The sequence below is a fragment of the Crenalkalicoccus roseus genome (assembly GCF_004761865.1).
GTDB lineage: Bacteria > Pseudomonadota > Alphaproteobacteria > Acetobacterales > Acetobacteraceae > Crenalkalicoccus > Crenalkalicoccus roseus.
Map to the genome: position 1 here is coordinate 329939 of NZ_SJDM01000001.1, position 23868 is coordinate 353806.

Consider the following 23868-nt stretch of genomic DNA (forward strand, 5'->3'; position numbering starts at 1 on the left):
TCAGCCCCCGAGGAACAGCCGGCCGATCTCGGGGTTGGCGAGCAGCGCCGGCCCCGCATCCTCCGCCCGGTTGCGGCCCATCGCCAGCACCACGCCGCGATCGGCGATGGCGAGCGCGGGGCGCGCGTTCTGCTCCACCATCAGCACCGCCGTGCCGCCCGCCGCGATCTCGCGCACCTTGTCGAAGATCAGCCCGCAGAAGCGCGGCGAGAGGCCGGCCGTCGGCTCGTCCAGCATGATCAGCCGCGGCTCCAGCATCAGCGCGCGCCCGACCGCGACCATCTGCCGCTGCCCGCCGGAGAGGCTGCCGGCGGGCACGCGGCGCTTCTCGCGCAGCTCGGGGAAGATCGCGTGCACGCGCGCGATCCCCTCCGCCACGGCGGCGGGGCGGACGAAGGCGCCCATCGCCAGGTTCTCCTCCACGGTCAGGGAGGGGAAGACGTTGCGCTCCTGCGGCACGTAGGCGAGGCCGCGCGCCACCATCCCCTCCGCCGGGCGGTTGGCGATCTCCTCGCCGCCGAAGCGGATGCTGCCCTGGCGCACCCGCACGAGGCCGGCGACCGCCTTCATCAGCGTGCTCTTGCCGGCGCCGTTGGGGCCGATGACGACCACCACCTGCCCGGGCGCCACCGTCAGGTCCACGCCGTGCAGGATGTCCGCCTCGCCGTAGCCGCCGACCACGCCCCGCGCCTCGAGCAGGCTCATGACGCGTCGGGCTCCAGCGCCATGCCGAGATAGGCCTCGGCCACCGTCGGGTCGGCGCGCACCTCCGCCATGCTGCCGCTGGCGATGACGCGCCCCTCCGCCATGCAGTGGACGGGGTGGCAGAGCTCGGCCACCAGGTCGAGGTCGTGCTCGATGACGAGGAAGGTGATGCCGTCCTCGCGGTTCAGCCGGGCGATGGTGGCGGCGATCTCGCGCAGGAGGGTGCGGTTCACCCCCGCCGCGGGCTCGTCGAGCAGGATCAGGCTCGCCCCGCTCATCAGGGCGCGGCCGAGCTCGACCAGCTTCTTCTGCCCGCCGGACAGCGCCGTGGCCGGGGCGTCGGCGTGGCGCGCCAGGTTCAGCCGCTCCAGCACCGCCATGACGCGGGCGCGCAGCGCGCGCTCCTCCTCGCGGATGCGGCGCCGCGCGAACCAGGGGCGGGGCAGGCGCTCGCCCGGCTGGTCCGGCGCGGCGACGGCGAGGTTCTCCGCCACCGTCAGCCGCCCGAACAGGCGCGGGATCTGGAAGGTGCGGGCCAGCCCGGCGCGGTGCAGCCGCCAGGGGGGCGCGCCGGTCACTTCCTGTCCGCGCAGCCACACCCGCCCGCCATCGGGGCGGAGGAAGCCGGCCACGGTGGCGAAGAAGGTGGACTTGCCCGCGCCGTTCGGCCCGATCAGCCCGGTGATCGAGCCCTCCGGCACCGCGAGCGAGACGCCGTCGAGGGCGGTGAAGCCCCCGAAGCGCTTGGTCAGCCCCTCCGCCGCGAGCGCGGCCGGCGCTGTCGCCGCGCCGCTCACTCCGCCAGGTTGGCGACGACGGTGATGCGGCCGTCCTGCACCTCCCAGACCTCGATGCGGCCCTGGGCGTCGCCCTGCTGGTTGAACTCGATCGGGCCGGAGGCGCCTTCGTAGTTGACGGCCTGGCCCTGGGCGAGCAGGTCGCGCGCGCGGGCGAACTCGCCGGGCCCCACCACCTCCCCCGGCGCGTTCGCCACCTCGCGCAGCGCGCCGCGGATGGCGGCGCGATCCGGCGCGCCGGCGCGCTGGATGGCGAGCGCGATCACATAGGCGGCGTCATAGGCCTGGGCGACGAAGGCCGCGCCCGGGTCGAGGTTCGGGTTGGCGCGACGGAAGGCCTCCTCGTACTTCCGGCGCTGCTCGGGCGCGGCGGCAGTGCCCGGGGCGGTGCCGAAGCTGCCCTGCAGCGCCCGCGCCCCCACCGCCTCCACCACGGACTGGTCGCGCATGCCGTCGGTCAGCACGAAGCGGTTGAAGAACCCGTTCTCGATGGAGTTGCGGAGGATGGTGTTGCCGCCCGAGGCCGGGTAGCCGACCAGCATCAGCGCCTGCGGACTGCCGCGGCCAGCGAGCGTCTGCAGCTCGGCACGGTAGGAGGGGCGGTTCTCCTCGAAATTCTGCGTGGCGGTGACCGTGCCGCCATGGCCGCGGAAGGCCTCGGCGAAGGCGGCGGAGAGGCCGCGGCCGTAGTCGTTGTTGATCGCCATCACCGCCACGCGCTCGATGCCGCGCTCGCGCGTCACCCGCCCGAGCACCTGGCCCTGCAGCCCGTCGGGGACGGCGGTGCGGAACACCGTGTCGTTGTCCTGCAGCGCGCTGATCGCGGGCGCGGTCGCGGAGGGCGAGATGATGGGCACGCCGGCCGGGATGGTCACGGCGTTGGCGACGGCGATGGTGATGCCGGAGGCCATGGGCCCGATGATGGCGGCAACATTGTCGGCCTGCACGAGGCGGGTGGCCACCGTCACGCCGACCTGCGGATTGGTCTGGTCGTCCGCCTCCACGAGCTGGAGCCGGCGGCCGTTCAGCACGCCGCCCGCGGCGTTGATCTCCTCGAGCGCGAGCGCGATCCCGGCGCGGATCGGCGGCACGAAGGCGGCGAGGCCGCCCGAGGCGGACAGGATGGCGCCGATGCGCACCGCCTCGCCCTGCGCGCGGCCGGGGCGGGGCAGGATGAGGGTGGCGGCGCCCAGGGCAAGGGCGGCGCGCCGGCCGATGGTGGAATGGATCATGACGAGGCCTCCCGGTGCCGTCTTCTCCGACGCCGCGCCGTTCCGCAAGCGGGCAATGCGCGGCCGCCTTCAGATAAGTTCTTCCAGCGCCGCACCAAGCGGCGCGGACGGCGCCCGGGGCGGGGACCGCGGAGGCGGCCCGCGCACCCCCGCCTCCGGCCGCCTACTTGCTGCCGGCCTTGCGCCTCGCCTTCTTCAGCCCGGCAAGGGCGGCCTCCTTGAGGGCGGGGCTGGCCTTGAAGCGGACGGTGGCGCCGGCCTTGACGGCGACCTTCTCGCCGGTGCGCGGGTTGAGCGCGGTGCGCTTCGGGGTCTCGCGCACGATGAAGGCGCCGAACTCGGGCAGGGTGAAGCGGCCGGTCTCGACGATCTCGCGCTTGATCGCCTCGATCAGCTCGCCGGCCAGGCGGTTGGCGGCGACCGCGGGCATCTCGGTCGCCTGTACGATCACCTCGGTGAGGAACTTCTTCGACATGCGCGTTCTCCCTACGCAGCGCCGCCCCCATAGCCCGAGCCACGGCCCATGTCAGTGCGCATCCCCAACCGTGGGGAGGCGGATGATCCCGCCGCCACCCCGGGCGGAAAGAAAGCAATTCTCCAAAAAGCCCCAGAAACATAATTCCATGCTTTTGTTCGCGGGGATATTGCCGCCGGCGAGGAAAATCCTTTTCTAATGCCGCATCCGGGCGCCGGTGGAGGATTTCACGGATGGATTGCTGCCTGACGATCGGGGGCGGGGAGGCGCCGCGCTCCGGGCTCGACCGCCGCACGGCGCTGAAGGGCGCGGCCGCCGCCGCAGGCGGGCTGGCGCTGGCCACGCCGGCGCAGGCCCAGGGCGCCCAGCGCCTCCGCCTCGCCTTCTGCGGCCAGCTCCTCTGCGTCGTGCCCTACGAGGTGGCGCGGGAGCGCGGGCATTTCCGCGAGCAGGGCTTCGAGATCGAGCTGGTCTACACCCGCGGCGGCAACCAGGCGATGCAGGCGCTGGTCGGCGGCGCGGTGGACTATGCCGGCACCTCCTTCGACGTCGCGCTGCAGGCCTTCGCCAACGGCGCGCAGATCCGCCGCTTCGCCTCCACGGGCCGGCTGCCGCTCTTCGCGCTCGTCACCGCGCCGCGCACGGCGCAGCAGATCGCCGACGTGAAGGCGCTGGAGGGGCGGACGCTCGGCGTCTCCGCCCTCGGCAACGCCGACCACGTGCTGCTGCTCTACCTGATGCGTCAGGCCGGCGCCGACCCCGGGCGCGCGCGCTTCGCCGCCATCGGCACCAACCTGTTCGAGGCGCTGCGCCGCGGCCAGGTGGAGGCCGGCATGGTGCAGGAGCCGGCGCTGACCCTGGTGCAGGAGGCGGGCGGCAAGGTGCTGTTCAACGCCATGGACCTCGGCCACGCCCGCAGCATGCTCGGCGGCGCCTTCGAGTTCATGGGCGTCGCCTACCGCGCGGCAGAGCGCGAGCGCCGGCTGGAGGAGATGCGCCGCCTCGCCCGCGCCCTCGCCGCCGGGCTGCGCGACACCCGCGCCCTGCCGGTGGAGGAGGTGGTCGCCGCCCTGCCGCGGGAGCTCGTCGCCGGCGGCGACTGGGGACGCCTCGGCGTGATCCTGGAGCGCCACCGCGAGTCGCTCTACCCCGAGGATGTGCGCATCGACACCGAGGCCGCGCGGCGGGTCGAGGTGGCGCAGCGCGTCGCCGGGGTGCTGCAGAGGGAGGTCGAGTTGCCGGTCCTGCTCGACCGGGCCGTGCTGGAGGGATGAATTTGCTTCGCATCGAGAATCTGAGCCTCGGCTACGGGGGCGAGCCGGTCCTGGCCGACCTCGACCTCGCGCTCGGCGCCGGGGAGTTCGCCAGCCTCGTCGGGCCTTCCGGCTCGGGCAAGACCAGCGTGCTGCGCGCCATCGTCGGGCTGCAGCAGCGCCAGTCCGGGCTGATCGACCTGCGCACGGGGCCGGAGGAGATCGGCTTCCTGTTCCAGGACGACGCGCTGCTGCCCTGGCGCACGGCGCGGGAGAACGCCGCCCTCGGCCTGGTCATCCGCGGCACGCCGAAGGCCGAGGCGCTGGCCCAGGCCGATGCCTGGCTGGAGCGGCTCGGGCTCAAGGGGCTCGGCGGGCGCTATCCGCGCCAGCTCTCGGGCGGGCAGCGCAAGCGGGTGGCGATCGCGCAGGTGCTGGTGCTGCGCCCGCGGCTGCTGCTGATGGACGAGCCCTTCGCGGCGCTCGACGCCATCGTGCGCACGCGCATCACCCAGGACCTGCTCTCGCTGGTGGAGCGCGAGCGCATCTCCGTGCTGCTGGTCACGCACGACCTCGAGGAGGCGCTCTCCGTCTCCGACGTGGTGCACGTGCTCTCCAACGGCCCGCGGGCGCGCATCCTCGCCAGCCGCAGGGTGCCGATCCCGCGCCCGCGCGACCTGCTGGCGGCGCGCGGCCACCCGGCCTTCGCGCCGCTGCTGCGCCAGCTCTGGCGCGACCTCGCCGGGGAGACGGAAGGCGCGCCGGCGCGGCTGGAGGAGGCGGCCTGATGCGCGCCTTCCTCGACCGCCTCTGGATCCGCCGCCTGATCGCCCTGTCGCTGCTGATTGCGTTGTGGGAGCTCGCCGGCCGCGCCGGGCTGCTCGACCCGCTCTACTTCTCGACGCCAAGCGAGGTGGCGCTGGTCGGCGCCGGGCTGTTCCTCGACGGCAGCATCTGGCCGCACCTGCAGGCGACCTTCACCGCGGCGCTTCTCGGCCTCGGCGCCGGGCTTGCGATCGGCGTGGCGCTCGGCTTCGCCGCGGCGCTGGTGCGCCCGCTCGCCGACCTGCTCGAGCCGGTGATGATGCTGCTCAACGCCATCCCGCGCGTGATCCTGGCGCCGCTCTTCGTCATCTGGCTCGGCATCGACCTCGGCTCGAAGGTGGCGCTGGCGACGGTGCTGGTGGCGGTGCTGGTGTTCTTCGCCGTCTATGGCGGGGTGAAGGAGGTGGACCAGCGCCTGGTGGAGCGCGTCAGGACGCTCGGCGGCGGCCGCGCCGTGCTGGTGCGCGAGGTCTACATCCCCTCGGTCACCGCCTGGGTGATGGGCAACCTGAAGGTGGCGGTGGGCTTCGCCTTCACCGGCGCGGTGGTGGGGGAGTTCGTCGCCTCCGCCCGCGGCCTCGGCTACCTGCTGCAATTCGCCCAGAGCACCTACAACGCCAGCCTGAGCCTCGCCCTGGTGGTGATGATCATGGCCTTCGTGCTGGTGCTGTTCATGCTCTCCGAGGCGCTGGAGCGGCGCCTGCTGCGCTGGCGGCACCGGTGAGCGCGGCGGCGGCAGGCTTCGCGGAGGGCGAGGACTTCCCCCTCCGCCCCGGCGTGCGCATGCCGGACTGGTCGCTGGTGACCGACCCGGCCGCCCGCGCCGCCCTCGCCGAGAGCATGGCGGTGGCCGGGCGGCGGGAGAAATGGGCCGGCCTCTCCCCGGCCGAGGACCGCCTGTGGCAGGCGGTGCTGCGCGGCTTCGCCGCCACCGGGCGGGCGCCGGCGACGGCGACGCTGGCCGGGGAGGCGGGCCTCTCCGCGCCCGAGGTGGCGGAGCATCTGGCGGCGCTGCGGCGGCGCGACCTGCTGGTGCAGGACGCCTCGGGCGAGGTCTCCGCCGCCTATCCCTTCTCCGCCTGGGAGACGCCGCACCGCGTGGCGCTCGGGGTCGCGGCGCGGCCGGTCTTCGCGCTCTGCGCCATCGACGCGCTCGGCGCCGGCGCCATGCTCGGCCTCGAGTCGCGGGTGGACTCCGCCTGCGCCGCATGCGGCGCCCCGATCCGCATCCGCATCGCGGCGCGCGGCCGGGCGCTGGCGGCGGTGGCGCCCGAGGGCGCCGTCGTCTGGTGCGGCATCCGCTACGCGGGGGGCTGCGCCGCCACCTCGGGCTGCGCGCTCAAGCTGTTCTTCTGCTCCGAGGCGCATCTCGACGCCTGGCGGCAGCGGGCCGGACCGGACGCGCCGGGGCACCGCCTCGCGATCGGCGCGGCGCACCAGCTCGGCATGGCGCTGTTCGTGCCGATGCTGGCTCCGGGGTAGCGGGCCTCAATTCACCCCGACCGCGCCGCCCATGACGTCGCCGATGCCGCGGTGGATCACCAGGTCGGCGATGTCGTCGAGCCCCGTCTCCTCGTTGTTCACGATCACCAGCCGCGCCCCGTTGCGCTTCGCCATCTCCGGGAAGCCGGCGGCCGGATAGACGACGAGCGAGGAGCCGAGGACGATGCAGAGATCCGCGGCCAGGATCTCCGTCTCGGCGCGCCGCATCGCCGCCTCCGGCATCGCCTGGCCGAAGCTGATGGTGGCGGTCTTGATCAGCCCGCCGCAGGCATGGCAGTCGTGCACATCGCCCTCGCGCTCGAACGCCGCGCGCAGGTCGTCGATCTCGTAGCGGCGCCGGCAGTCCAGGCAGTGCGCGTAGGTGCCGTTGCCGTGCAGCTCGATCACCTTCTCCTCCGGGATGCCGGAGGCCTGGTGCAGCCCGTCTATGTTCTGGGTGATGACGGCGGAGACCCTGCCCTCGCGCACCAGCCGCGCCACGGCGCGGTGGCCGCGGTTCGGCTCGGCGGCGCGCATCACCGGCTCGCTGGCGAATTTCCGCCGCCAGGCCTCGCGCCGCGCCTCGCGCGAGGCGACGTATTCGTGGAAGTAGATCGGCCGCATCTGCGCCCAGATGCCGGTCGGGCTGCGGAAGTCGGGGATGCCGGATTCGGTGCTGATGCCCGCCCCGGTGAAGACCACGCCGCGCCGCGCCTCCGCGATCATGCGGCGCAGCGCCGCCACCTCCCGTTCCTGGTCCATGCGCTCCGTCCCCTCCTCCTGGGCTCAGGCGGCGGCGTCCTCCCGGATCATCGCCGCGCCCTTCTCGGCGATCATGATCGTCGGCGCGTTGGTGTTGCCCGTGGTCAGCGTCGGCATCACCGAGGCGTCCACCACCCGCAGCCCGCACACGCCGCGCACGCGCAGGCGGGAATCCACCACGCTCGCCGGATCCTCGCCCATGCGGCAGGTGCCGACCGGGTGATAGAGCGTGGTGCCGTGGCGGCGCGCGTAGTCGTGCAGCGCCTCCTCAGAGGTCACCCCCGGCCCCGGCGCGGTCTCGGCCACGCTGTGGCGGGCGATGGCTGGCGCGGCGAGGATCGCGCGCGTCAGGCGGATGCCGGCGGCCAGCACCTCCCGGTCCGAGCGCGCGGCGAGGTAGTTCGGCCGGATCTCCGGCTTCTCCAGCGGATCCGGGGAGCGGGCCATGATGGTGCCGCGGCTGTCCGGCCGCACCGGGCAGACGGCGACCGTCATGCCAGGCTCCCGCTCCAGCACGCCGAATTGCAGCGCGTCGTAGCTCGCCGGCGTGAACAGGAGCTGCAGGTCCGGGCTCGCCAGCCCCTCGCGCGAGCGGCAGAAGACCTGTGCGGTGGTGACGCCGAAGGTGAGCGCGCCGCGCCCGGCGAAAGCGAAGCGCGCGACCTCCCGCGCCAGCCTCCATCCGCGGGCGAGCTGGTTGGTGGAGACGGCGTCGCGCACCCGGTGCTGCACGCGGGCGACGTAATGGTCCTGCAGGTTCCGGCCGACCTGCGGCGCATCGTGCACCACCGCGATGCCGAGCGCGCGCAGATGCTCCGCCGGGCCGATGCCGGAGAGCTGCAGCAGGTGCGGCGAGTTCACCGCCCCGCCGCTCAGCACCACCTCGCGCGCGGCTCGAATCTCGCGGATCCGCTCGCCCTGGCGGAAGGCGGCGCCGACGCAGCGCCGCCCCTCGAACAGCAGCCGCGTCGCCTGCGCCCCGGTCACCACGCGCAGATTCGCCCGCCCCCGCGCCGCGGCGAGGAAGGTGCGCGCGGTGGAGCCGCGGAAGCGGCCGTTGCGCGTCATCTGCGAGTAGCCGACGCCCTCCTGCTCCGGCCCGTTCAGGTCCTCGCGGAAGACGTGGCCCGCCTGCTGCGCCGCCTCGACGAAGCGGTGGGTGAGCGGCAGGATGGTGCGGTAATCCTCGACGCGCAGCACCCCGCCCCGGCCGCGCCAGGCGGGGTCGCCCTTCGCGTAGTGCTCCGAGCGGCGGAAGAAGGGCAGCACCTCGTCATAGCTCCAGCCGCGGCAGCCCATCTGCGCCCACAGGTCGAAATCGGCCCGGTTGCCGCGCACGTAGAGCATGCCGTTGATGGAGCTCGATCCGCCGAGCACGCGCCCGCGCGGCCAGTGGATGGCGCGGCCGCCGCTGCCCGGCTCGGGTTCGGTCGCGTAGTTCCAGTTGACGCGCGGGTTGCGGACCAGCCGCAGCACGCCGGCGGGGATGTGGATCCAGGGCAGCCAGTCGCGCGGCCCGGCCTCGAGCAGCGTCACCCGCGCCCCGGTCTCGCTGAGGCGGCTGGCGACGACGCAGCCGGCGGAGCCGGCGCCGATCACCAGGTAGTCCGTCTCCATCCCCGCCGCCCGGGTCAGGCGGCCGGCGTCAGCACGTGGATGACGCGCTTCTCGATCATGTCCTTGGTCTTCGCGGCGTACTCCGCCATGTGCGGCGCCGCGGCATGGGCCTTCAGCGCCTCCGCGCTCTCCCACTTCTCGATCACCACGAAGGTGTCGGGGCCGAAGGGGGTCTGGAAGCGGCCCATGCCCTCCGCGTCCACGGCCGGGCCGTACTCGATGCAGCCCTTCTCGGCGTGCACCGCGGGCATGTTGGCGCGGAACGCCTTCAGCACCTCCTCGCGCATGCCGGGCTTGGCGGTGATGATGGCGATGACGTGGATCATGGGCGTCCCTCCGGTGTGCGCGGCCGATGCTAGGGCAGATCCCGTTCAGGCGGAATCACCCGGGCGGGTGACGATGCCCGCCCATCGAGGGGCCGGAGCAGCTGCCGCGGGGTGGCGCCAAGCCCCGCCGCAGCGGATCGCGCCGCGGGGCGTAAGGCGGCCTGGCGCTCACCCCAGCGCCAGGCGGAGTGCCCGGCGCAGCGCCCCGACCGGGTCGCGCCCGCCGCCCGAGGCGACCAGGGCGACATGCCCGCCCCGCTCCACCATGTGCCGCGCGCCGGGCAGCAGGGCGGAGGCGAGCGGCACCAGCCCGTCATTCGGCCCCGCCAGGCGCCACAGCCGCGCGGCGGCGACCGCGTAGGCGCGGTCCCTCCCCCGCGCCGCCGACGGGTCCAGCACCGTCGCCGCCGTCACCACCGGCAGGCGCCGCAGCAGCGCCGCCACCTCCGCGGCGTGCTCCTCCATCCAGAGGGCGCGGGCGGCGGTGGTGAGGTCCGGAACGCCCGCCCCGTCGCCGCAGCCGAGCAGACGCATCCAGCCAAGCGCCAGCGCGTGCAGCGGCCGCCGGCGCAGCACCGCATCGGCCACCGGCGTGCCGAGGAAGGGCGACTGGAAGGCGATGAAGGCGGCGCAGCGCGAGGCCGCCTCCGGATCCGTCAGCGCCGCCAGCGCCTCCAGCCCGCCCTTGCTGTGCGCGAACAGCAGCGCCGGCCGCGGCACCGCCAGCAGCGCCGCGCGCAGCCGTGTCGCGTTGGCGGCGACCGGCGCCGCGGTCGGCACCCGCACCACCTCCGGCACGGCGCCCATGGCGCGCAGCCAGTCCTGCTGCGCCCCCATGTAGTCCACGCCGAGGCGGCGCAGCCGCGCCGTCGCCTCGCCGATCAGCCCGTAGGCGAGCAGCGCCGGCCGCCCGGCGAGCCAGGCGCGCACCCCCTCCTCCCCTGCCGGCGCCTCCGTCACAGGGGCGCGCAGGCCTCGCGCAGCCAGGAGGCGGTGGCGGCATCGCAGCGCGGGGCGACCGCTTCCAGCACCCGCGCGTGGTAGGCATCCACCCAGGCGCGCTCGGCCGCGGTCAGCAGGGTGGGCTCGACCAGCCGCCGCTCGTAGGGGGCGAGGGTGAGGGTCTCGAACTCCAGGAAGGGCTTGGTCTGGTCGGGCTGCTCCGGCGCCTCGCGCACCAGCAGCAGGTTCTCGATGCGGATGCCATAGCGGCCCGGCAGGTAGAAGCCCGGCTCGTCGGAGAGGATCATGCCCGGCGCCAGCGGCACCGGCTTCGCCGTCCGGCTGAAGGCCGCCGGCCCCTCGTGCACGGAGAGGTAGCTGCCGACGCCGTGGCCGGTGCCGTGATCGTAGTCGAGCCCCATCTCCCACAGCGGGCGGCGGGCGACGGCGTCGAGGTGCGGCCCGGCGACGCCCTTCGGGAAGCGCAGCGTCGCCAGCGCGATGTGCCCGCGCAGCACCGCGGTGTAGCGGGCGCGCAGCGGGGCCGGCGCCTCGCCCGGCCCGGTCCAGAGGGTGCGGGTGACGTCGGTGGTGCCGTCCAGGTACTGGGCACCGGAATCGATCAGGTAGCACTCGTCGGGCCGGATCGGCCGGTCGCTCTCCGGCGTGGCGCGGTAGTGGACGATGGCGCCGTGCTCGCCGGCGCCGCTGATGGCGGGGAAGCTCTCGGCGCGGAACAGCGCCACCTCGCGCCGGAAGCCGAGCAGGCGCCCGGCGGCGGCGATCTCGGTCAGGCCGCCCCGCGGCGCCTCCTGCGCGAACCAGGCGAGGAAGCGGGCCAGGGCCACGGCGTCGCGGGCGTGCGCGGCGCGGGCGCCCGCCTGCTCGACGGGGTTCTTGCAGGCGCGCGGCAGGCGGCAGGGATCCTCGCCCTCCACCACCTCCGCCCCGGCCTCGCGCAGGGTCTCGGCGAACCAGGCCGGCGTCGCCTCCGGGTCCACGCGCACGCGCCGCCCGGCCAGGGCGCGCAGCGCGGCGGGCAGATCGGCGCGCGGGCGCACCATCACCGCGTTGCCGAGGTGGGCGCGCGTCTCGGGGGGCACCTTGCCCGGCTCAACGAACAGCTCCGCCGTGCCGTCGGCGCGGAGCAGGGCGAAGCCGAGCACCAGCGGCGTGTGCGCGAGGTCGCCGCCGCGGATGTTCAGCAGCCAGGCGATGGAATGCGCATCCGCCAGCACCGCCGCATCCTGCCCGGCCTCGCGCAGCGCGGCGGCGGTCTCGGCCCGCTTCTCCTCGGCCGGCCTGCCGGCGTATTCCAGGGGGTGGGGCCGGGCGGGGGCCATGGGCGGGGCGGGACGGTCGGTCCAGATGGCGTCGAGCGGGTTGGCGGGCAGCGGGACCAGGGTCACGCCCGCCTCGGCCAGCCGCTTCAGCCCCGCCTCCGGGTGCAGCCAGGGGTCGTAGCCGATCCGCCTGCCGGCGGCGTGCTGCCTCAGCCACCCGGCGGGCGGCTCCTCGGTGATGTGCCGGCGCTCCCACAGCGCCGGGTCGGTCTGCTGCGCGAGCTGGGTGGTGTAGCGCCCATCCGTGAACACCGCGGCACGATCCGCCAGCACCACGGCGAGGCCGGCGCTGCCGGTGAAGCCGGTGAGCCAGGCGAGGCGCTCGGCGGAGGGGGGGACGTACTCGCCGAGATGCTCGTCGGCGCGGGGGACGAGGAAGCCGTCCACCCCGGCGCGGGCCAGTTCGGCGCGGAGGGCGGCGAGGCGTTCGGCGGGCGTCACGGCAGGCGGGCCTCCATTTTCAAGAAAACATGCATCCACAGAAAGTCATGCTTCAGGCGCATGGCAATGCCTCGCCCTTCGCACGGGGACCGGATCGTTCCCGCGCCTATCTCATAGATGCGCAGCGCGGGCACGATCCGGCCCGGAGCCCGGTCCGGACGGGACCCGCGCCGCCCGCCCCGGCCGCCGCCCAGGCACCGGCGCGGCAGATGCTGGAACGCTAGCCATGGACGCCCGTATCACCAAGGCGGAGCTTGCCCGCCTTCTCCCCCGGCTGCACGGCCTCGACGCCGGCCGGCCGGAGAACCTGTTCCTCGCCGTGCTGCGGCTGCAGGACGCCCTGCTCGCCGCGATGGACGCGGTGGCCGGGCTCGCCCGGCGCCTCGGCGCCTGGTACCGCCGGCAGTGCACCATCGCCGAGCTGAGCGCGCTGTCGGACCGCGAGCTGGCCGATATCGGCCTCTCCCGCTTCGACATCGCCCGCCTCGCCGAGGCGGCGGAGGAGCCGCCGGAGCGGTCCGCCCGGCCGGCTCCCCGACCCGCCCGCGCCGCCGCCTGAGGCCCGCGGCCCGTGCCCGGATGCGCGGGCCGCCCGCGTGAGCCCCGGGGCCGGGCGCGCCCCGGCCCCTCACGCGGCGCATGACAGGGTCGGCGCAGCCGGCATTTGCCCATCCCGCTTCCCTCGACTCTGATGGCCCGATGCCAGCCGCCCTCTGGGCCGTGGTTGCCGCCGCGGCCGCCTCCATCAGCCTCGCCCTGGGCGTGAGGCAGACCTTCGGCCTGTTCCTGCTGCCGCTGGCGGCGGAGGAGGGGCTGTCGCCGGTCTGGCTCGGCACCGCGGTCGCCATCCACAACCTGGTCTGGGGCCTGGGCCAGCCCCTTTCCGGTGCCGTCGCGGACCGGCACGGCGCCGGGCGGGTGATGGCGGGGGGCGCGGTGCTGCTCGCGGCCGGGCTCGGCCTCGCGGCGCTGGTCCCGCACCCCGCCACCATCCTGTTCGGCATCGGCGTCCTGACCGGGCTCGGCGTCGCCTGCACCGGCACCGGCGCGGCGCTGGCCGCGGTGGGGCGCGCGGTGCCGCCGGAGAGGCGCGGCGAGATGATCGGGCTGGCGAGCGCCGGCGGCTCGCTCGGCCAGGCGGCGATGGTGCCGCTGGCGCAGAGCCTGATCGGCGGCGTCGGCGCAGTGGCGACGCTCGGCATCCTCGCCCTCTCCGTGCTGGTGATCCTGCCGGTGGCCCGCGGCGTGGAGTGGCGGGCGCCGGCGCGCACCGGCGGGCCGGCGCCGACCGGCCTCGCCGGCCTGCCGGGTCTCGCGCGCAGGGCGCTCGGCGAGCGGGACTACGCCCTGCTCACCGCCGGCTTCTTCGCCTGCGGCTTCCAGCTCGGCTTCCTGACCCTGCACCTGCCCTCGCACATCCAGCTCTGCGGCCTGCCGATGGAGCTCGGCGCCATGGCGCTGATGACGATCGGGCTGTTCAACATCCCCGGAAGCTGGCTGTGCGGGCGCGTGAGCAACCACGTCCGCCCGGAGCTGGCGCTGGGCTGGATCTACCTGCTGCGCAGCGCCGCCATCGCCGCCTACGTGCTGGCGCCGCCGAGCTACGGCGGCACGCTGGTCTTCGCCGCGGTGATGGGCTTCGTCTGGCTCGGCACCATCCCGCTGACCAGCGCGGCGATCGCGCGCCGCTTCGGGGTGCAGGATCTCGGCGCCCTCTACGGCGTGTGCTTCCTGTCGCACCAGATCGGCGGCTTCCTCGGCACCGCCGCCGGCGCCCTGCTGCTGGAGCGGGCGGGCAGCTACGACGCCTTCTGGCCGGTGATGATCGCGGTCGGCCTGGCGGCGACGGCGGCGAACTGGGCGACGCGCCCGCCGGCGCGGGCGCTGGCCTGACGCGGCGGCCCGCCCGCCGGGCGTCAGGCCTGCAGCGCCGCCGGCAGCTTGAAGGTGATGCGCTCCTCGGCCACCACCACCTCCTCGATCGCCAGCTCGAAGCGCTCGGCGAGACGGGCCAGCACCTCCTCCACCAGCACCTCCGGCGCGCTGGCGCCGGCGGTGACGCCGATGGCGCCGAGCCCCTCGGCGATGCCGGGGTCGAGGTCGCGCCCGCGCTGCACCATCACCGCCCGCGGGCAGCCGGCCCGCTCCGCCACCTCCACCAGCCGCAGCGAGTTGGAGGAGTTGGGGGCGCCCACCACCACCATCAGCGCCACCCGCGGCGCGATCGCCTTCACCGCCGCCTGGCGGTTCGTGGTGGCGTAGCAGATGTCCTCCTTCGCGGGGGCGTGGATGCCGGGGAAGCGCGCGCGCAGGGCGGCGACGATGCCGGCGGTATCGTCCACCGAAAGGGTCGTCTGGGTGATGAAGGCGAGCGGCCGGTCCTCCGGCACCGCGACGTCGCGCGCCTGCGCCTCGTCCTCCACCAGGGTCACCGCGCCCTCGGGAAGCTGGCCCATGGTGCCGATCACCTCCGGATGGCCGGCATGGCCGATCAGCAGGATGTGGCGGCCGCGGGCGAAATGGTGCTCGGCCTCCCGGTGCACCTTGCTGACCAGGGGGCAGGTGGCGTCCAGGTAGAAGAGCTTGCGCCGCTCCGCCTCCCTGGGCACGGATTTCGGCACGCCATGGGCGCTGAACACCACCGGCGCATCATCCGGCACCTCGTCCAGCTCCTCGACGAAGACGGCGCCCTGGCGCTCCAGCCGCTCGACCACGAAACGGTTGTGCACGATCTCGTGCCGGACATAGACGGGGGCGCCGTAGCGGCGGATCGCCTCCTCGACGATCTTGATCGCGCGGTCCACGCCGGCGCAGAAGCCGCGCGGGCCGGCGAGCAGGACGTTCAGCCGGGGCCTCGCGGCCGCGGCCGGGCTGGGGGTCTGGTCCATCGGGTGCCTTCCGGCTTCGGGCCATCGCGCCGCGCGGGCGGAGGGGGCGCTCCTACTGCGGCGCAGTACTATCGCATCGCGCGGTTTCGTGCCACGCCGCCGCCGGGACGGAGGGGCGCGCGACGGGCGCGGCCCGGCAGGGAACCAGGGAAGGGCATGGAACGAATGGGCAAGCAGGGCGGTCTGGTCCTCGGGGCGGCGGCGCTGCTGGCGGGATGCGCCGGCGGGCAGACGGGCGGGGTGCCGATCGCCTGCCCCACCCCGGCCATCCTGGCCGATGCGGCGGACCTCACCCGCCACCGGCCGGGACCGGTGCGCGACCTGACCACGCTCGAGTTCGACGCCCGCCTGGCCGGGCTGCGCGGGGGGTGCCGCGCCGGCCGCCGCGACCGCGCGGTGGAGATGGATTTGAGCCCGAGCTTCACCGTGGAGCGCGGCGCGGCGGCGCAGGGGCGCGTGGTGGACCTGCCCTGGACGGTGGCGGTGGTGGACGACCGCACCGAGGAGCCGATCGGCCGCCCGCAGCGCTTCGTGGAGCGGGTGGTGTTCGGCCCGAACCAGATCCGCGCCGAGATCGAGGGGCGGCGCGTCACCATCACCCTTCCCGCGACCGGGGAGCGGCGGGTGCAGGACTACCGCGTGCTGGTCTTCTTCCAACTCACCGAGGAGGAGCTGGCGCTGAACCGCCGCCGCGGCCCGCGCTGAGCGGGCGGGCCGCGAAGACCGTTGCGCCGGAGAGGGGCGCGGGCTAGACCGGGCCATCCCGCTGATCCCGCGCGGGAGAGAGCGGCCGGGGCGCCCTGCCCGCATGGCCGCCGCCGAAGGCGCAACCGGCCCCCGGAAACGCTCAGGCAGAAGGGCCGCGCGGGGAAGGGACCTCTGGAAAGCCCGGCGCCGCCAGGCGCCGGCACCGACGGAGTAAGGCCCGGCCGCCCGCACCCCGGGCGGGGCCGAATCTCTCAGGTCATGGGACAGAGGGGGGCCACGGATCCGAACCGCCGCCATCGCGGCAGGGAGCAGCCGTGGCCGCCCAGGACCAGCCCCCCCAGGACCAGCCCCTGCAAGAGACGCCGCTCGCCGCCCTGCACCGCGCGCTCGGCGCGCGCATGGTGCCCTTCGCGGGTTATGCGATGCCGGTGCAGTACCCGGACGGCATCATGGCCGAGCACCTGCACTGCCGCGCCGCCGCCGCCCTGTTCGACGTCTCCCACATGGGCCAGGCGGAGCTGGTGGGCGACGGCGCGGCCGCAGCGCTGGAGCGGCTGACGCCGGCCGACGTGCAGGGGCTGAAGCCGGGCCGGCAGCGCTACGGCCTGCTCACCACCATGGCCGGCGGCATCTTCGACGACGTCATGGTCGCCAACCTCGGCGACCGGCTGCACCTGGTGGTGAACGCCAGCCGCAAGGAGGAGGATTTCGCCCTCATCGAGGCGGCGCTGCCCGCCGGGGTGCGCCTGCGCCGCCTGCCCGACCGCGCGCTGGTGGCGCTGCAGGGGCCGAAGGCCGCCGAGGCGGTGGCGCCGCTCGCGCCCGACCTCGGCGCGCTCTCCTTCCTCGGCGTCGCCGAGACGGCGCTCGGCGGCATCCCCGCCCTGGTCTCGCGCTCCGGCTACACCGGCGAGGACGGGTTCGAGATCAGCATCCCCGCCGAGCGGGCGGAGGAGCTGGCGCGCGCCCTGCTGGCGCGGCCCGGCGTGCGGCCTGCCGGCCTCGGCGCCCGCGACTCGCTCCGGCTGGAGGCGGGGCTCTGCCTCTACGGCAGCGACATCGACGAGACGACGAGCCCGGTGGAGGCGGCGCTGACCTGGACCATCGGCAAGCGCCGCCGCATGGCCTGGGACTTCCCCGGCGCCGAGCGGGTGCGCGAGGAACTCGCCAACGGGGCGCGGCGCCTGCGCGTCGGCCTCCGCCCGGAGGGGCGCCAGCCCGCCCGCGCCGGCACCCCGATCCAGGACGGGGACACGGTGGTGGGCGAGGTGACCTCGGGCGGCTTCGGCCCCTCCCTCGGCGGGCCCATGGCCATGGGCTACGTCGCCCGCCCCCATGCCGCGGACGGCACCGCGCTGACCCTGCTGGTGCGCGGCAGGCCCCTGCCGGCGCGCACCGTCCCCCTGCCCTTCGTCCCCCACCGCTACGCCCGCTGACCGGAGACCCGCCCCGATGACCGAGCTGCGATTCACCAAGGACCATGAATGGGTGCGCCTCGAGGGCGAGGTCGCCACCGTGGGCATCACCGACCACGCGCAGAACGCGCTCGGCGACGTGGTCTTCGTGGACCTGCCGGAGCTCGGGCGCGAGGTCGCCGCCGGCGAGGCCTGCGCCGTGGTCGAGAGCGTGAAGGCCGCCTCCGACGTCTACGCCCCGGTCGCCGGGCGGGTGGTGGAGACCAATGCCCGCCTCGCCGAGGATCCCGGCCTGGTCAACCGCGAGCCGACCGGCGAGGGCTGGTTCTTCCGCATCGCGCCGAAGGACCCCGCCGAGGTCGCCGGGCTGATGGACGCGGCCGCCTACGCCGCCTTCGTGGAGAGCCAGTCGTGAGCGAGGCGCTGCGCGCGCTGCACGCGCTCGAGGACCATGGCGAGTTCATCCGCCGCCACATCGGCCCCTCCGAGGCCGAGGTGGCGGAGATGCTGGAGGTGGTCGGCTGCGCCAGCCTTGACGAGCTCTGCGCCCGCACCGTGCCGGCAGCGATCCGGGGCGCGGACCTTTCCGCCCTGCCGCCGCCCGCCACCCAGGACGAGGCGGTGGCGGAGCTGCGCGCGCTGTCCGAGCGCAACCGCCGCGTCAAGTCGCTCATCGGCCTCGGCTACCACGGCACCCACGTGCCGCCGGTGATCCTGCGCAACGTGCTGGAGAATCCCGGCTGGTACACCGCCTACACCCCCTACCAGGCGGAGATCGCGCAGGGGCGGCTGGAGGCGCTGGTCAACTTCCAGACCTTGGTGGCGGAGCTGGCCGGCCTGCCGGTCGCCAACGCCTCGCTGCTCGACGAGGGCACGGCGGCGGCCGAGGCGGTGGCGCTGGCGCACGCCGCGCACAAGGGCAAGGGCGCGGTGCTGCTCGCGGCCGCCGACCTGCACCCGCAGACCCTGGCCGTGGTGCGCGTGCGGGCCGAGCCGGTCGGCATCCGCGTGCTCGTGGTCCCGCCCGCGGAGATCGCGGCAGCCGCCAGCGACCAGAAACCCTTCGCGGTGCTGCTGCAATATCCCGGCACCACCGGCGAGGTGCGCGACCTCGCGCCCGAGATCGCCGCGGCGCAGGCGGAAGGGGCGCTCGCCATCGTCGCCGCCGACCCGCTCTCCCTCTGCCTGCTGACGCCGCCGGGCGAGATGGGCGCCGATGTGGTGGTGGGCAGCACGCAGCGCTTCGGCGTGCCGCTCGGCTATGGCGGCCCGCACGCCGCCTACATGGCGGTGAAGGACGGGCTGAAGCGGCTGCTGCCGGGGCGGCTGGTCGGCGTCTCGGTGGATGCCGCCGGCGCGCCCGCGATGCGCCTCGCGCTGCAGACGCGCGAGCAGCACATAAGGCGCGAGAAGGCGACCTCCAACATCTGCACCGCGCAGGTGCTGCTCGCCGTGATGGCCGGCATGTACGCGGTGTGGCACGGACCGGAGGGGCTGAAGCGCATCGCGCGGCGCGTCAGCCTGCAGGCGCGGCTGCTGGCCGGCGCGGCGCGGCGCGGCGGCTTCGCGCTGCGCCACGGCGCCTTCTTCGACACCATCGCCGTCGAGGCGGGGGAGAAGGCCGAGGCGCTGATGCGCGCGGCGCTCGCGCGCGGCTTCAACCTGCGCCGCGTGGACCAGGGCTGCGTCGGCATCGCGCTGGACGAGACGGTGACGCGCGCCGAGCTCGCCGCGCTGGCGGAGATCCTGGGCGGGGGCGCGCTCGAGGGGATCGCCCCCGAGGGCGGCATCCCGGCGGCGCTGGAGCGCCGCAGCGCCTTCCTCACCGCCGAGGTGTTCAACAGCCACCACAGCGAGCACGCGATGCTCCGCTACCTCCGCCGCCTGGAGGAGAAGGACATCGCGCTGAACCGCAGCATGATCCCGCTCGGTTCCTGCACGATGAAGCTGAACGCCACGGCGGAGATGATCCCGATCACCTTCCCGGGCTTCGCCGACATCCATCCCTTCGCCCCGGCGGACCAGGCCGAGGGCTACATCGAGATGATCCGCAGGCTCGAAGCCTGGCTCTGCGCCGTCACCGGCTTCGCCGCCGTGTCGCTGCAGCCGAACGCCGGCAGCCAGGGCGAGCTCGCCGGGCTGCTGGCGATCCGCGCCTGGCACCGGGCGCGCGGGGAGGGGCACCGCGACGTCTGCCTGATCCCCTCCTCCGCGCACGGCACCAACCCGGCCTCGGCGGTGATGGCGGGGATGAAGGTGGTCGTGGTCGGCTGCGACCGCGACGGCAACGTGGACCTCGCCGACCTGGAGGCGAAGGCCGCGCAGCATGCCGGGCGGCTGGCGGCGCTGATGGTGACCTACCCCTCCACCCACGGCGTGTTCGAGGAGCGGATCCGCGAGATCTGCGACCTGGTGCACCGTCATGGCGGGCAGGTCTACATGGACGGCGCCAACATGAACGCGCAGGTGGGGCTCACCTCGCCGGCGGCGATCGGCGCCGATGTCTGCCACCTCAACCTGCACAAGACCTTCTGCATCCCGCATGGCGGGGGCGGTCCCGGCGTGGGGCCGATCGGCGTCGCCGCGCATCTCGCGCCGCATCTGCCGAACCACCCGCTGCTGCCCGAGGCGGGGCCCGCCACCGGCTACGGCCCGGTCAGCGCCGCGCCCTTCGGCAGCGCCCTCATCCTGCCCATCAGCTACGCCTACATCCGCATGATGGGCGCGGAGGGGCTGACGCGCGCCACCCAGGTGGCGATCCTCTCCGCCAACTACATCGCCCGGCGGCTGGAGGGGCACTACCCCGTGCTCTACAGGGGCGCGCGCGGCATGGTGGCGCATGAGTGCATCCTCGACTGCCGCGGCTTCCAGCAGGGCGGCGGCGTGCTGGTCGAGGACATCGCCAAGCGGCTGCAGGATTACGGCTTCCACGCGCCGACCATGTCCTGGCCGGTCGCCGGCACGCTGATGGTGGAGCCGACCGAGAGCGAGCCCAAGGCCGAGCTCGACCGCTTCATCGAGGCGATGATCGCCATCCGCGCCGAGATCCGCGCGGTGGAGCAGGGCCGCATGGACAGGGCCGACAACCCGCTGAAGAACGCGCCCCACACCGCGGCGGAGATCGCCGCCGCGGAATGGACGCATCCCTACCCGCGCGAGCAGGCCGCCTTCCCGCTGCCTTTCGTGCGCGCGCACAAGTACTGGCCGCCGGTGAAGCGCGTGGACAACGTCCATGGCGACCGCAACCTGGTCTGCACCTGCGCGCCGCTCGAGGACTACGCGCAGCGCATGCAGCTCCGGGCGGCGGAATGACGCCCCCCGCGCCGGTGCGGCCCTGGCGCCGCGCCGGCGCGCGCACCCTGGTCCGCGACCGCTGGATCCATCTCCGCGCCGAGGCCTGGGAGACGGGCGTGGGCCTGCGCCTCGACCCCTGGTACATGCTGGACTGGCCCGACTGGGTGCATGTGGTCGCGCTGGACGCGGCGGACCGGCTGGTGCTGGTGCGCCAGTTCCGCCCGGGCGCCGGGGCGGCGATGCTGGAGCTGCCGGGCGGGGCGATGGAGCCAGGTGAGGCCGATCCCCTCGCCGCCGGGCGGCGCGAGCTGCTGGAGGAGACCGGCTTCGACGCCGCCGAATGGCACCCCGTGGCGGCGCTGTCGCCGGAGCCCGCGCACGCGACGAACCGCATCCACTTCCTGCTCGCCCTCGGCGCCGCGCCGGCGCGGCCGCAGCGCCTCGGCCCCGGCGAGGAGATCGCGGTGGAACTCCACCCGCTGGCGGCGGTCCTCGCCGGGCTGGAGGGCGGCCTGCTCGGCCATGCCGGGCATGTCGGCGGGCTGCTCCTGGCGCTGCGGCAGGCGGGCCGGATCCGGTTCTGACGGTGCCGGGGCGGCAGTCCGCCGCCCCGGCCAGCCGCATCACTGGCGCCGCGCCGTCACCCGCAGCACCTCGCCATCCTCATGCTCGGTGAGCAGCCACAGCGCACCCTCGCGGTCCACCCTCACGTCGCGGATCCGCCGGTCGAGGTCGCGCAGCATCCACTCCTCCTGCGTGACCCGGCCGTCCTCGATGCGGGTGCGCACCACCGCCCGGCCCCGCAGCGCGCCATGGAGCAGGTCGCCGCGCCATTCAGGAAACATCTCGCCCCGGTAGATGGCGAGGCCCGAGGGGGCGACGGTCTCCTCGAAGATGTGCAGGGCCGACTCCATCCCCTCCCTCTCGGTGCCGACGCCGATCGGGGCGCCGGAATAGTCCTTGCCGCCGGTCAGGAAGGGCCAGCCGTAATTCTTCCCCGCCTCGATGCGCTGGATCGTGTCGCCGCGCTGCGGGCCATGGTCGTTCAGCCACAGCGTGCCCGTCTCGGCATCCAGCGCCATGCCCTGCGGGTTGCGCAGGCCGATGGCATAGATGTGGGGGTCCCTGCCTTCCTGGCCGAGGAAGGGGTTGCCGGGCGCCGGCTCCCCGTCGAAGGTCATGCGGATGACCGAGCCGGCATGGTCGTCCGCCCTCTGCGCGCGGCCCATGTTGCGCCGGTCGCCGATGGTGAGCAGCAGCACGCCCTCGCGCGGGTCCACCGCCATCCGTCCGCCGAAATGCAGGCCGCTGCCGTCCGGATTGTTCTGCATGAAGATGACGCGCACATCCTCGAGCCGCGCCTGGCCGCCCTGCTCGGCCAGCCTGCCGCGGGCCACCGCGGTGCCGCCGCCCTCCTCGGTCCAGCGCGAGAAGCTGAGGAACAGGGTCCGGTTGCGCTCGAATTCGGGGTGCAGCACCACGTCGAACAGCCCGCCCTGGCTGCGGCCGGTGGGGCCGGGGTAGCGGTACACCTCCGGCACGCCCTGCACCGCGGGCGAGAGCGCGCCGTCGCGCCCGAGGATGCGCAGCCGGCCGGGGTTGCGCTCCGTCACCAGCACCCGGCCGTCGGGCAGGAAGGCCATGCCCCAGGGATGCTCGAGGCCGCGCGCCATGGTCTCGACGCTGACGGCGTGCTTCTCGGTCTCAAGATGGCGCGGCTGCGCGGCGGCGGGCGCGGCGAGCAGGCCGGCACCGAGCGCGGCGGCCGCCGCCACGCGAATGGATGCACTCAGGCTTGGCAACATCGAACGTCTCCCGGCAGCGTTGCGAAGGTATCGGGCCCGCGGGCCCGTTCGCGAACGCCGGCGGTGGCGGCGCGGTTCGGCGCCGCCCGGCGCGGCGGGAGGAAGGATGGCGGGGAACGGCATGGCGCCGCGACGCGGCGGGCTCCGGGACAGGCTGGCGCCGCTCGGGGAGCGGCTGGAACTCGGCAGCATCGTGCTGCTGCTGCTTCTGGTCACCGGCGTCTGGGGCTTCATCGAACTCGCGGGCGAGGTGGTGGAGGGAGAGACCGAGCGGCTCGACCGCGCGCTCCTGCTCGCGTTCCGCGCCCGCGACGACCCGGCGGAGCCGCTCGGCCCCCTCTGGCTGCAGGAGATGGGGCGGGACCTGACCGCGCTCGGCGGGGTGGCGGTGCTGAGCCTCGTGACCATCGGCGTCCTTGCCTTCCTGGCGATGCGCCGGCTCTGGGCCGCGGCGGGGCTGCTGCTGGTGGCGGTGCTCGGCGGCCTCGCGGTCAGCACGCTGCTGAAGGAGCATTTCGAGCGCCCCCGCCCCGACCTCGTGCCGCACGGCTCGATCGTGACCGACGCCAGCTTCCCGAGCGGCCATTCGATGATGGCGACGGTGGTCTACCTCACCCTCGGCGCGCTGCTCGCGCGGGTGGAGCCGGGGCTGCGCGTCAAGGTCTTCGTCCTTGGCTTCGCGGTGCTGCTGGCGCTGCTGGTCGGGGTGAGCCGCGTGTATCTCGGCGTGCACTGGCCGACCGACGTGCTGGCCGGCTGGGTGCTCGGCGCCGCCTGGGCGCTGCTGTTCTGGCTGATCGCGCGCTGGTTGCAGCACCGCGGGCGGCTGGAGGTGGACCGGGGAGAGTGAGCGCCGCGCCCGCGCGGGCGGCGCAACCGCGCGCGCCGTGCCGGGTTTCCGCCTGCACGGAGGACATGACGATGCGGAGGCTTCCTCTTGCCCTGGCCGCGGCGCTGCTGGCGGCGCCGCTGCCGGCGATGGCGCAGACATCGGCCGAGCTGGTCTATTCCCAGCCGCTGACGCAGGAGGCGATCCGGCAGGTGCAGGAGAGGCTGCGCGAGGCCGGCGCCTATGGCGGGCGCGCGGACGGCGTCTGGGGCCCGGAAAGCCGGGCGGCGCTGGAGCGCTTCCAGCAGAGCCGCGGCCTGCAGGTGACGGGCCAGCTCAACCCGGCGACGGCGGCGACGCTCGGCCTCAGCCCGGCGGCGCTGGTGGGCGATGGGCGCGAGCGCATCGCCGCTCCCGCCGCGGGCGCCATCGCCGGCGACACGCTGGGCGCCGAGGCGGTGCGGCAGGTGCAGTCCCGGCTGCGCAGCCTCGGCTACTACCGCGCCGAGGTGGACGGCATCTGGGGCCCGCGCACCCAGGCGGCGATCGAGGAGTTCCAGCAGGGGCGCGGCCTGCAGGCGACCGGCCAGCTCAATCCGGCGACCGTGCAGGCGCTGGGGCTCGACCCGAGCGCGCTGGCGGCCCGCTAGCGCCCGATCCGCGGAGGCGGGAGCGGCGGATCAGCCGCCCGGCAAGGAGCGGCGGCATGATCCGCCAGGGCAGATCACG

Annotated in this window: 24 protein-coding genes and 2 riboswitches; of the genes, 13 read left to right on the forward strand and 11 right to left on the reverse strand. The window is 74.9% G+C overall.

From position 1 onward, the window contains the following. The 4 genes from ET526_RS01570 to ET526_RS01585 all read right to left on the reverse strand — a co-directional run bounded on the left by ET526_RS01570 (position 1) and on the right by ET526_RS01585 (position 3209). Positions 1 to 705 carry an ABC transporter ATP-binding protein gene (locus ET526_RS01570; protein WP_135465893.1) on the reverse strand — a complete coding sequence of 235 codons (705 nt, stop codon included), beginning with the start codon at positions 703 to 705 and terminating at the stop codon, positions 1 to 3. After that, entirely contained in the window at positions 702 to 1502 is an 801-nt protein-coding gene (locus ET526_RS01575; protein WP_135465894.1) for an ABC transporter ATP-binding protein, read from the reverse strand. Before ET526_RS01575 ends, ET526_RS01570 begins: the two co-directional genes overlap by 4 nt. Continuing rightward, positions 1499 to 2734: an ABC transporter substrate-binding protein gene (locus ET526_RS01580; protein ID WP_135465895.1), complete on the reverse strand. Its 1236-nt coding sequence runs from the start codon at positions 2732 to 2734 to the stop codon at positions 1499 to 1501. The genes ET526_RS01575 and ET526_RS01580 overlap by 4 nt, the downstream gene beginning before the upstream one ends. 163 nt (positions 2735 to 2897) lie before the next feature. After that, complete coding sequence (locus ET526_RS01585) at positions 2898 to 3209, reverse strand: HU family DNA-binding protein (RefSeq protein WP_135465896.1); 312 nt, start codon at positions 3207 to 3209, stop codon at positions 2898 to 2900. 233 nt (positions 3210 to 3442) lie between these two features. Here ET526_RS01585 and ET526_RS01590 point away from each other — a divergent pair, with 233 nt between their 5' ends. Genes ET526_RS01590 through ET526_RS01605 form a run of 4 tightly spaced genes read left to right on the forward strand, consistent with a single transcriptional unit; the run spans position 3443 to position 6769 of the window. After that, positions 3443 to 4483, forward strand: coding sequence for an ABC transporter substrate-binding protein (locus tag ET526_RS01590; protein WP_135465897.1), 1041 nt, complete (start codon positions 3443 to 3445; stop codon positions 4481 to 4483). After that, positions 4480 to 5250 carry an ABC transporter ATP-binding protein gene (locus tag ET526_RS01595; RefSeq protein ID WP_204623439.1) on the forward strand — a complete coding sequence of 257 codons (771 nt, stop codon included), beginning with the start codon at positions 4480 to 4482 and terminating at the stop codon, positions 5248 to 5250. The genes ET526_RS01590 and ET526_RS01595 overlap by 4 nt, the downstream gene beginning before the upstream one ends. Continuing rightward, positions 5250 to 6011: an ABC transporter permease gene (locus ET526_RS01600; RefSeq protein ID WP_204623440.1), complete on the forward strand. Its 762-nt coding sequence runs from the start codon at positions 5250 to 5252 to the stop codon at positions 6009 to 6011. Before ET526_RS01595 ends, ET526_RS01600 begins: the two co-directional genes overlap by 1 nt. Further along, positions 6008 to 6769, forward strand: coding sequence for an alkylmercury lyase family protein (locus ET526_RS01605; RefSeq protein ID WP_135465898.1), 762 nt, complete (start codon positions 6008 to 6010; stop codon positions 6767 to 6769). Before ET526_RS01600 ends, ET526_RS01605 begins: the two co-directional genes overlap by 4 nt. Positions 6770 to 6775: 6 nt before the next feature. Here ET526_RS01605 and ET526_RS01610 read toward each other — a convergent pair whose 3' ends face one another. From ET526_RS01610 to ET526_RS01630, 5 genes are all read right to left on the reverse strand, one after another. Then, a complete protein-coding gene (locus tag ET526_RS01610) occupies positions 6776 to 7531 on the reverse strand; it encodes an SIR2 family NAD-dependent protein deacylase (protein ID WP_135465899.1) in 756 nt (251 codons plus the stop codon). Positions 7532 to 7555: 24 nt separating this feature from the next. Beyond that, on the reverse strand, positions 7556 to 9148 hold the full coding sequence (locus ET526_RS01615; protein ID WP_135465900.1) for a GMC family oxidoreductase: 1593 nt from the start codon (positions 9146 to 9148) through the stop codon (positions 7556 to 7558). A gap of 14 nt (positions 9149 to 9162) precedes the next feature. Next, complete coding sequence (locus ET526_RS01620; protein ID WP_135465901.1) at positions 9163 to 9474, reverse strand: putative quinol monooxygenase; 312 nt, start codon at positions 9472 to 9474, stop codon at positions 9163 to 9165. 168 nt (positions 9475 to 9642) lie between these two features. Continuing rightward, positions 9643 to 10404 (reverse strand): lipase family protein, encoded by a 762-nt coding sequence (locus ET526_RS01625; protein ID WP_135465902.1) that lies wholly within the window; start codon positions 10402 to 10404, stop codon positions 9643 to 9645. A 26-nt stretch (positions 10405 to 10430) separates the two neighbouring features. Continuing rightward, complete coding sequence (locus tag ET526_RS01630) at positions 10431 to 12200, reverse strand: aminopeptidase P family protein (RefSeq protein ID WP_135465903.1); 1770 nt, start codon at positions 12198 to 12200, stop codon at positions 10431 to 10433. 226 nt (positions 12201 to 12426) lie between these two features. Here ET526_RS01630 and ET526_RS21645 point away from each other — a divergent pair, with 226 nt between their 5' ends. Together ET526_RS21645 and ET526_RS01640 are read left to right on the forward strand one after the other, a co-directional pair. After that, positions 12427 to 12759 (forward strand): DUF1127 domain-containing protein, encoded by a 333-nt coding sequence (locus tag ET526_RS21645; protein ID WP_204623441.1) that lies wholly within the window; start codon positions 12427 to 12429, stop codon positions 12757 to 12759. 140 nt (positions 12760 to 12899) lie between these two features. Then, positions 12900 to 14093, forward strand: a complete 1194-nt coding sequence (locus ET526_RS01640; RefSeq protein ID WP_158295455.1) for an MFS transporter — start codon at positions 12900 to 12902, stop codon at positions 14091 to 14093. A gap of 23 nt (positions 14094 to 14116) precedes the next feature. Here the strand turns inward: ET526_RS01640 and ispH are convergent, their stop codons facing one another. Continuing rightward, a complete protein-coding gene (gene ispH / locus ET526_RS01645) occupies positions 14117 to 15088 on the reverse strand; it encodes a 4-hydroxy-3-methylbut-2-enyl diphosphate reductase (protein ID WP_135465905.1) in 972 nt (323 codons plus the stop codon). A gap of 156 nt (positions 15089 to 15244) precedes the next feature. Here ispH and ET526_RS01650 point away from each other — a divergent pair, with 156 nt between their 5' ends. The 5 genes from ET526_RS01650 to ET526_RS01670 all read left to right on the forward strand — a co-directional run bounded on the left by ET526_RS01650 (position 15245) and on the right by ET526_RS01670 (position 21089). Then, positions 15245 to 15793, forward strand: coding sequence for a hypothetical protein (locus ET526_RS01650; RefSeq protein WP_135465906.1), 549 nt, complete (start codon positions 15245 to 15247; stop codon positions 15791 to 15793). 62 nt (positions 15794 to 15855) lie between these two features. Continuing rightward, a riboswitch (glycine riboswitch) is annotated at positions 15856 to 15961 on the forward strand. A 3-nt stretch (positions 15962 to 15964) separates the two neighbouring features. Beyond that, positions 15965 to 16066, forward strand: a riboswitch (glycine riboswitch). 44 nt (positions 16067 to 16110) lie between these two features. Then, positions 16111 to 17232 carry a glycine cleavage system aminomethyltransferase GcvT gene (gcvT, locus tag ET526_RS01655; protein ID WP_275668624.1) on the forward strand — a complete coding sequence of 374 codons (1122 nt, stop codon included), beginning with the start codon at positions 16111 to 16113 and terminating at the stop codon, positions 17230 to 17232. A gap of 16 nt (positions 17233 to 17248) precedes the next feature. Continuing rightward, on the forward strand, positions 17249 to 17626 hold the full coding sequence (gene gcvH / locus ET526_RS01660; RefSeq protein ID WP_135465907.1) for a glycine cleavage system protein GcvH: 378 nt from the start codon (positions 17249 to 17251) through the stop codon (positions 17624 to 17626). Beyond that, positions 17623 to 20523 carry an aminomethyl-transferring glycine dehydrogenase gene (gene gcvP, locus ET526_RS01665; protein ID WP_135465908.1) on the forward strand — a complete coding sequence of 967 codons (2901 nt, stop codon included), beginning with the start codon at positions 17623 to 17625 and terminating at the stop codon, positions 20521 to 20523. The genes gcvH and gcvP overlap by 4 nt, the downstream gene beginning before the upstream one ends. Next, positions 20520 to 21089, forward strand: coding sequence for an NUDIX hydrolase (locus tag ET526_RS01670; RefSeq protein WP_135465909.1), 570 nt, complete (start codon positions 20520 to 20522; stop codon positions 21087 to 21089). The genes gcvP and ET526_RS01670 overlap by 4 nt, the downstream gene beginning before the upstream one ends. 39 nt (positions 21090 to 21128) lie before the next feature. Here the strand turns inward: ET526_RS01670 and ET526_RS01675 are convergent, their stop codons facing one another. Continuing rightward, positions 21129 to 22280, reverse strand: a complete 1152-nt coding sequence (locus ET526_RS01675) for a PQQ-dependent sugar dehydrogenase (protein ID WP_204623443.1) — start codon at positions 22278 to 22280, stop codon at positions 21129 to 21131. 151 nt (positions 22281 to 22431) lie between these two features. On the opposite strand from ET526_RS01675, the gene ET526_RS01680 reads away from it, so the two are divergent. Together ET526_RS01680 and ET526_RS01685 are read left to right on the forward strand one after the other, a co-directional pair. Further along, positions 22432 to 23160: a phosphatase PAP2 family protein gene (locus tag ET526_RS01680; RefSeq protein WP_135465911.1), complete on the forward strand. Its 729-nt coding sequence runs from the start codon at positions 22432 to 22434 to the stop codon at positions 23158 to 23160. A 71-nt stretch (positions 23161 to 23231) separates the two neighbouring features. Then, positions 23232 to 23789, forward strand: a complete 558-nt coding sequence (locus tag ET526_RS01685; protein ID WP_158295456.1) for a peptidoglycan-binding domain-containing protein — start codon at positions 23232 to 23234, stop codon at positions 23787 to 23789. Positions 23790 to 23868: the final 79 nt, after the last annotated feature.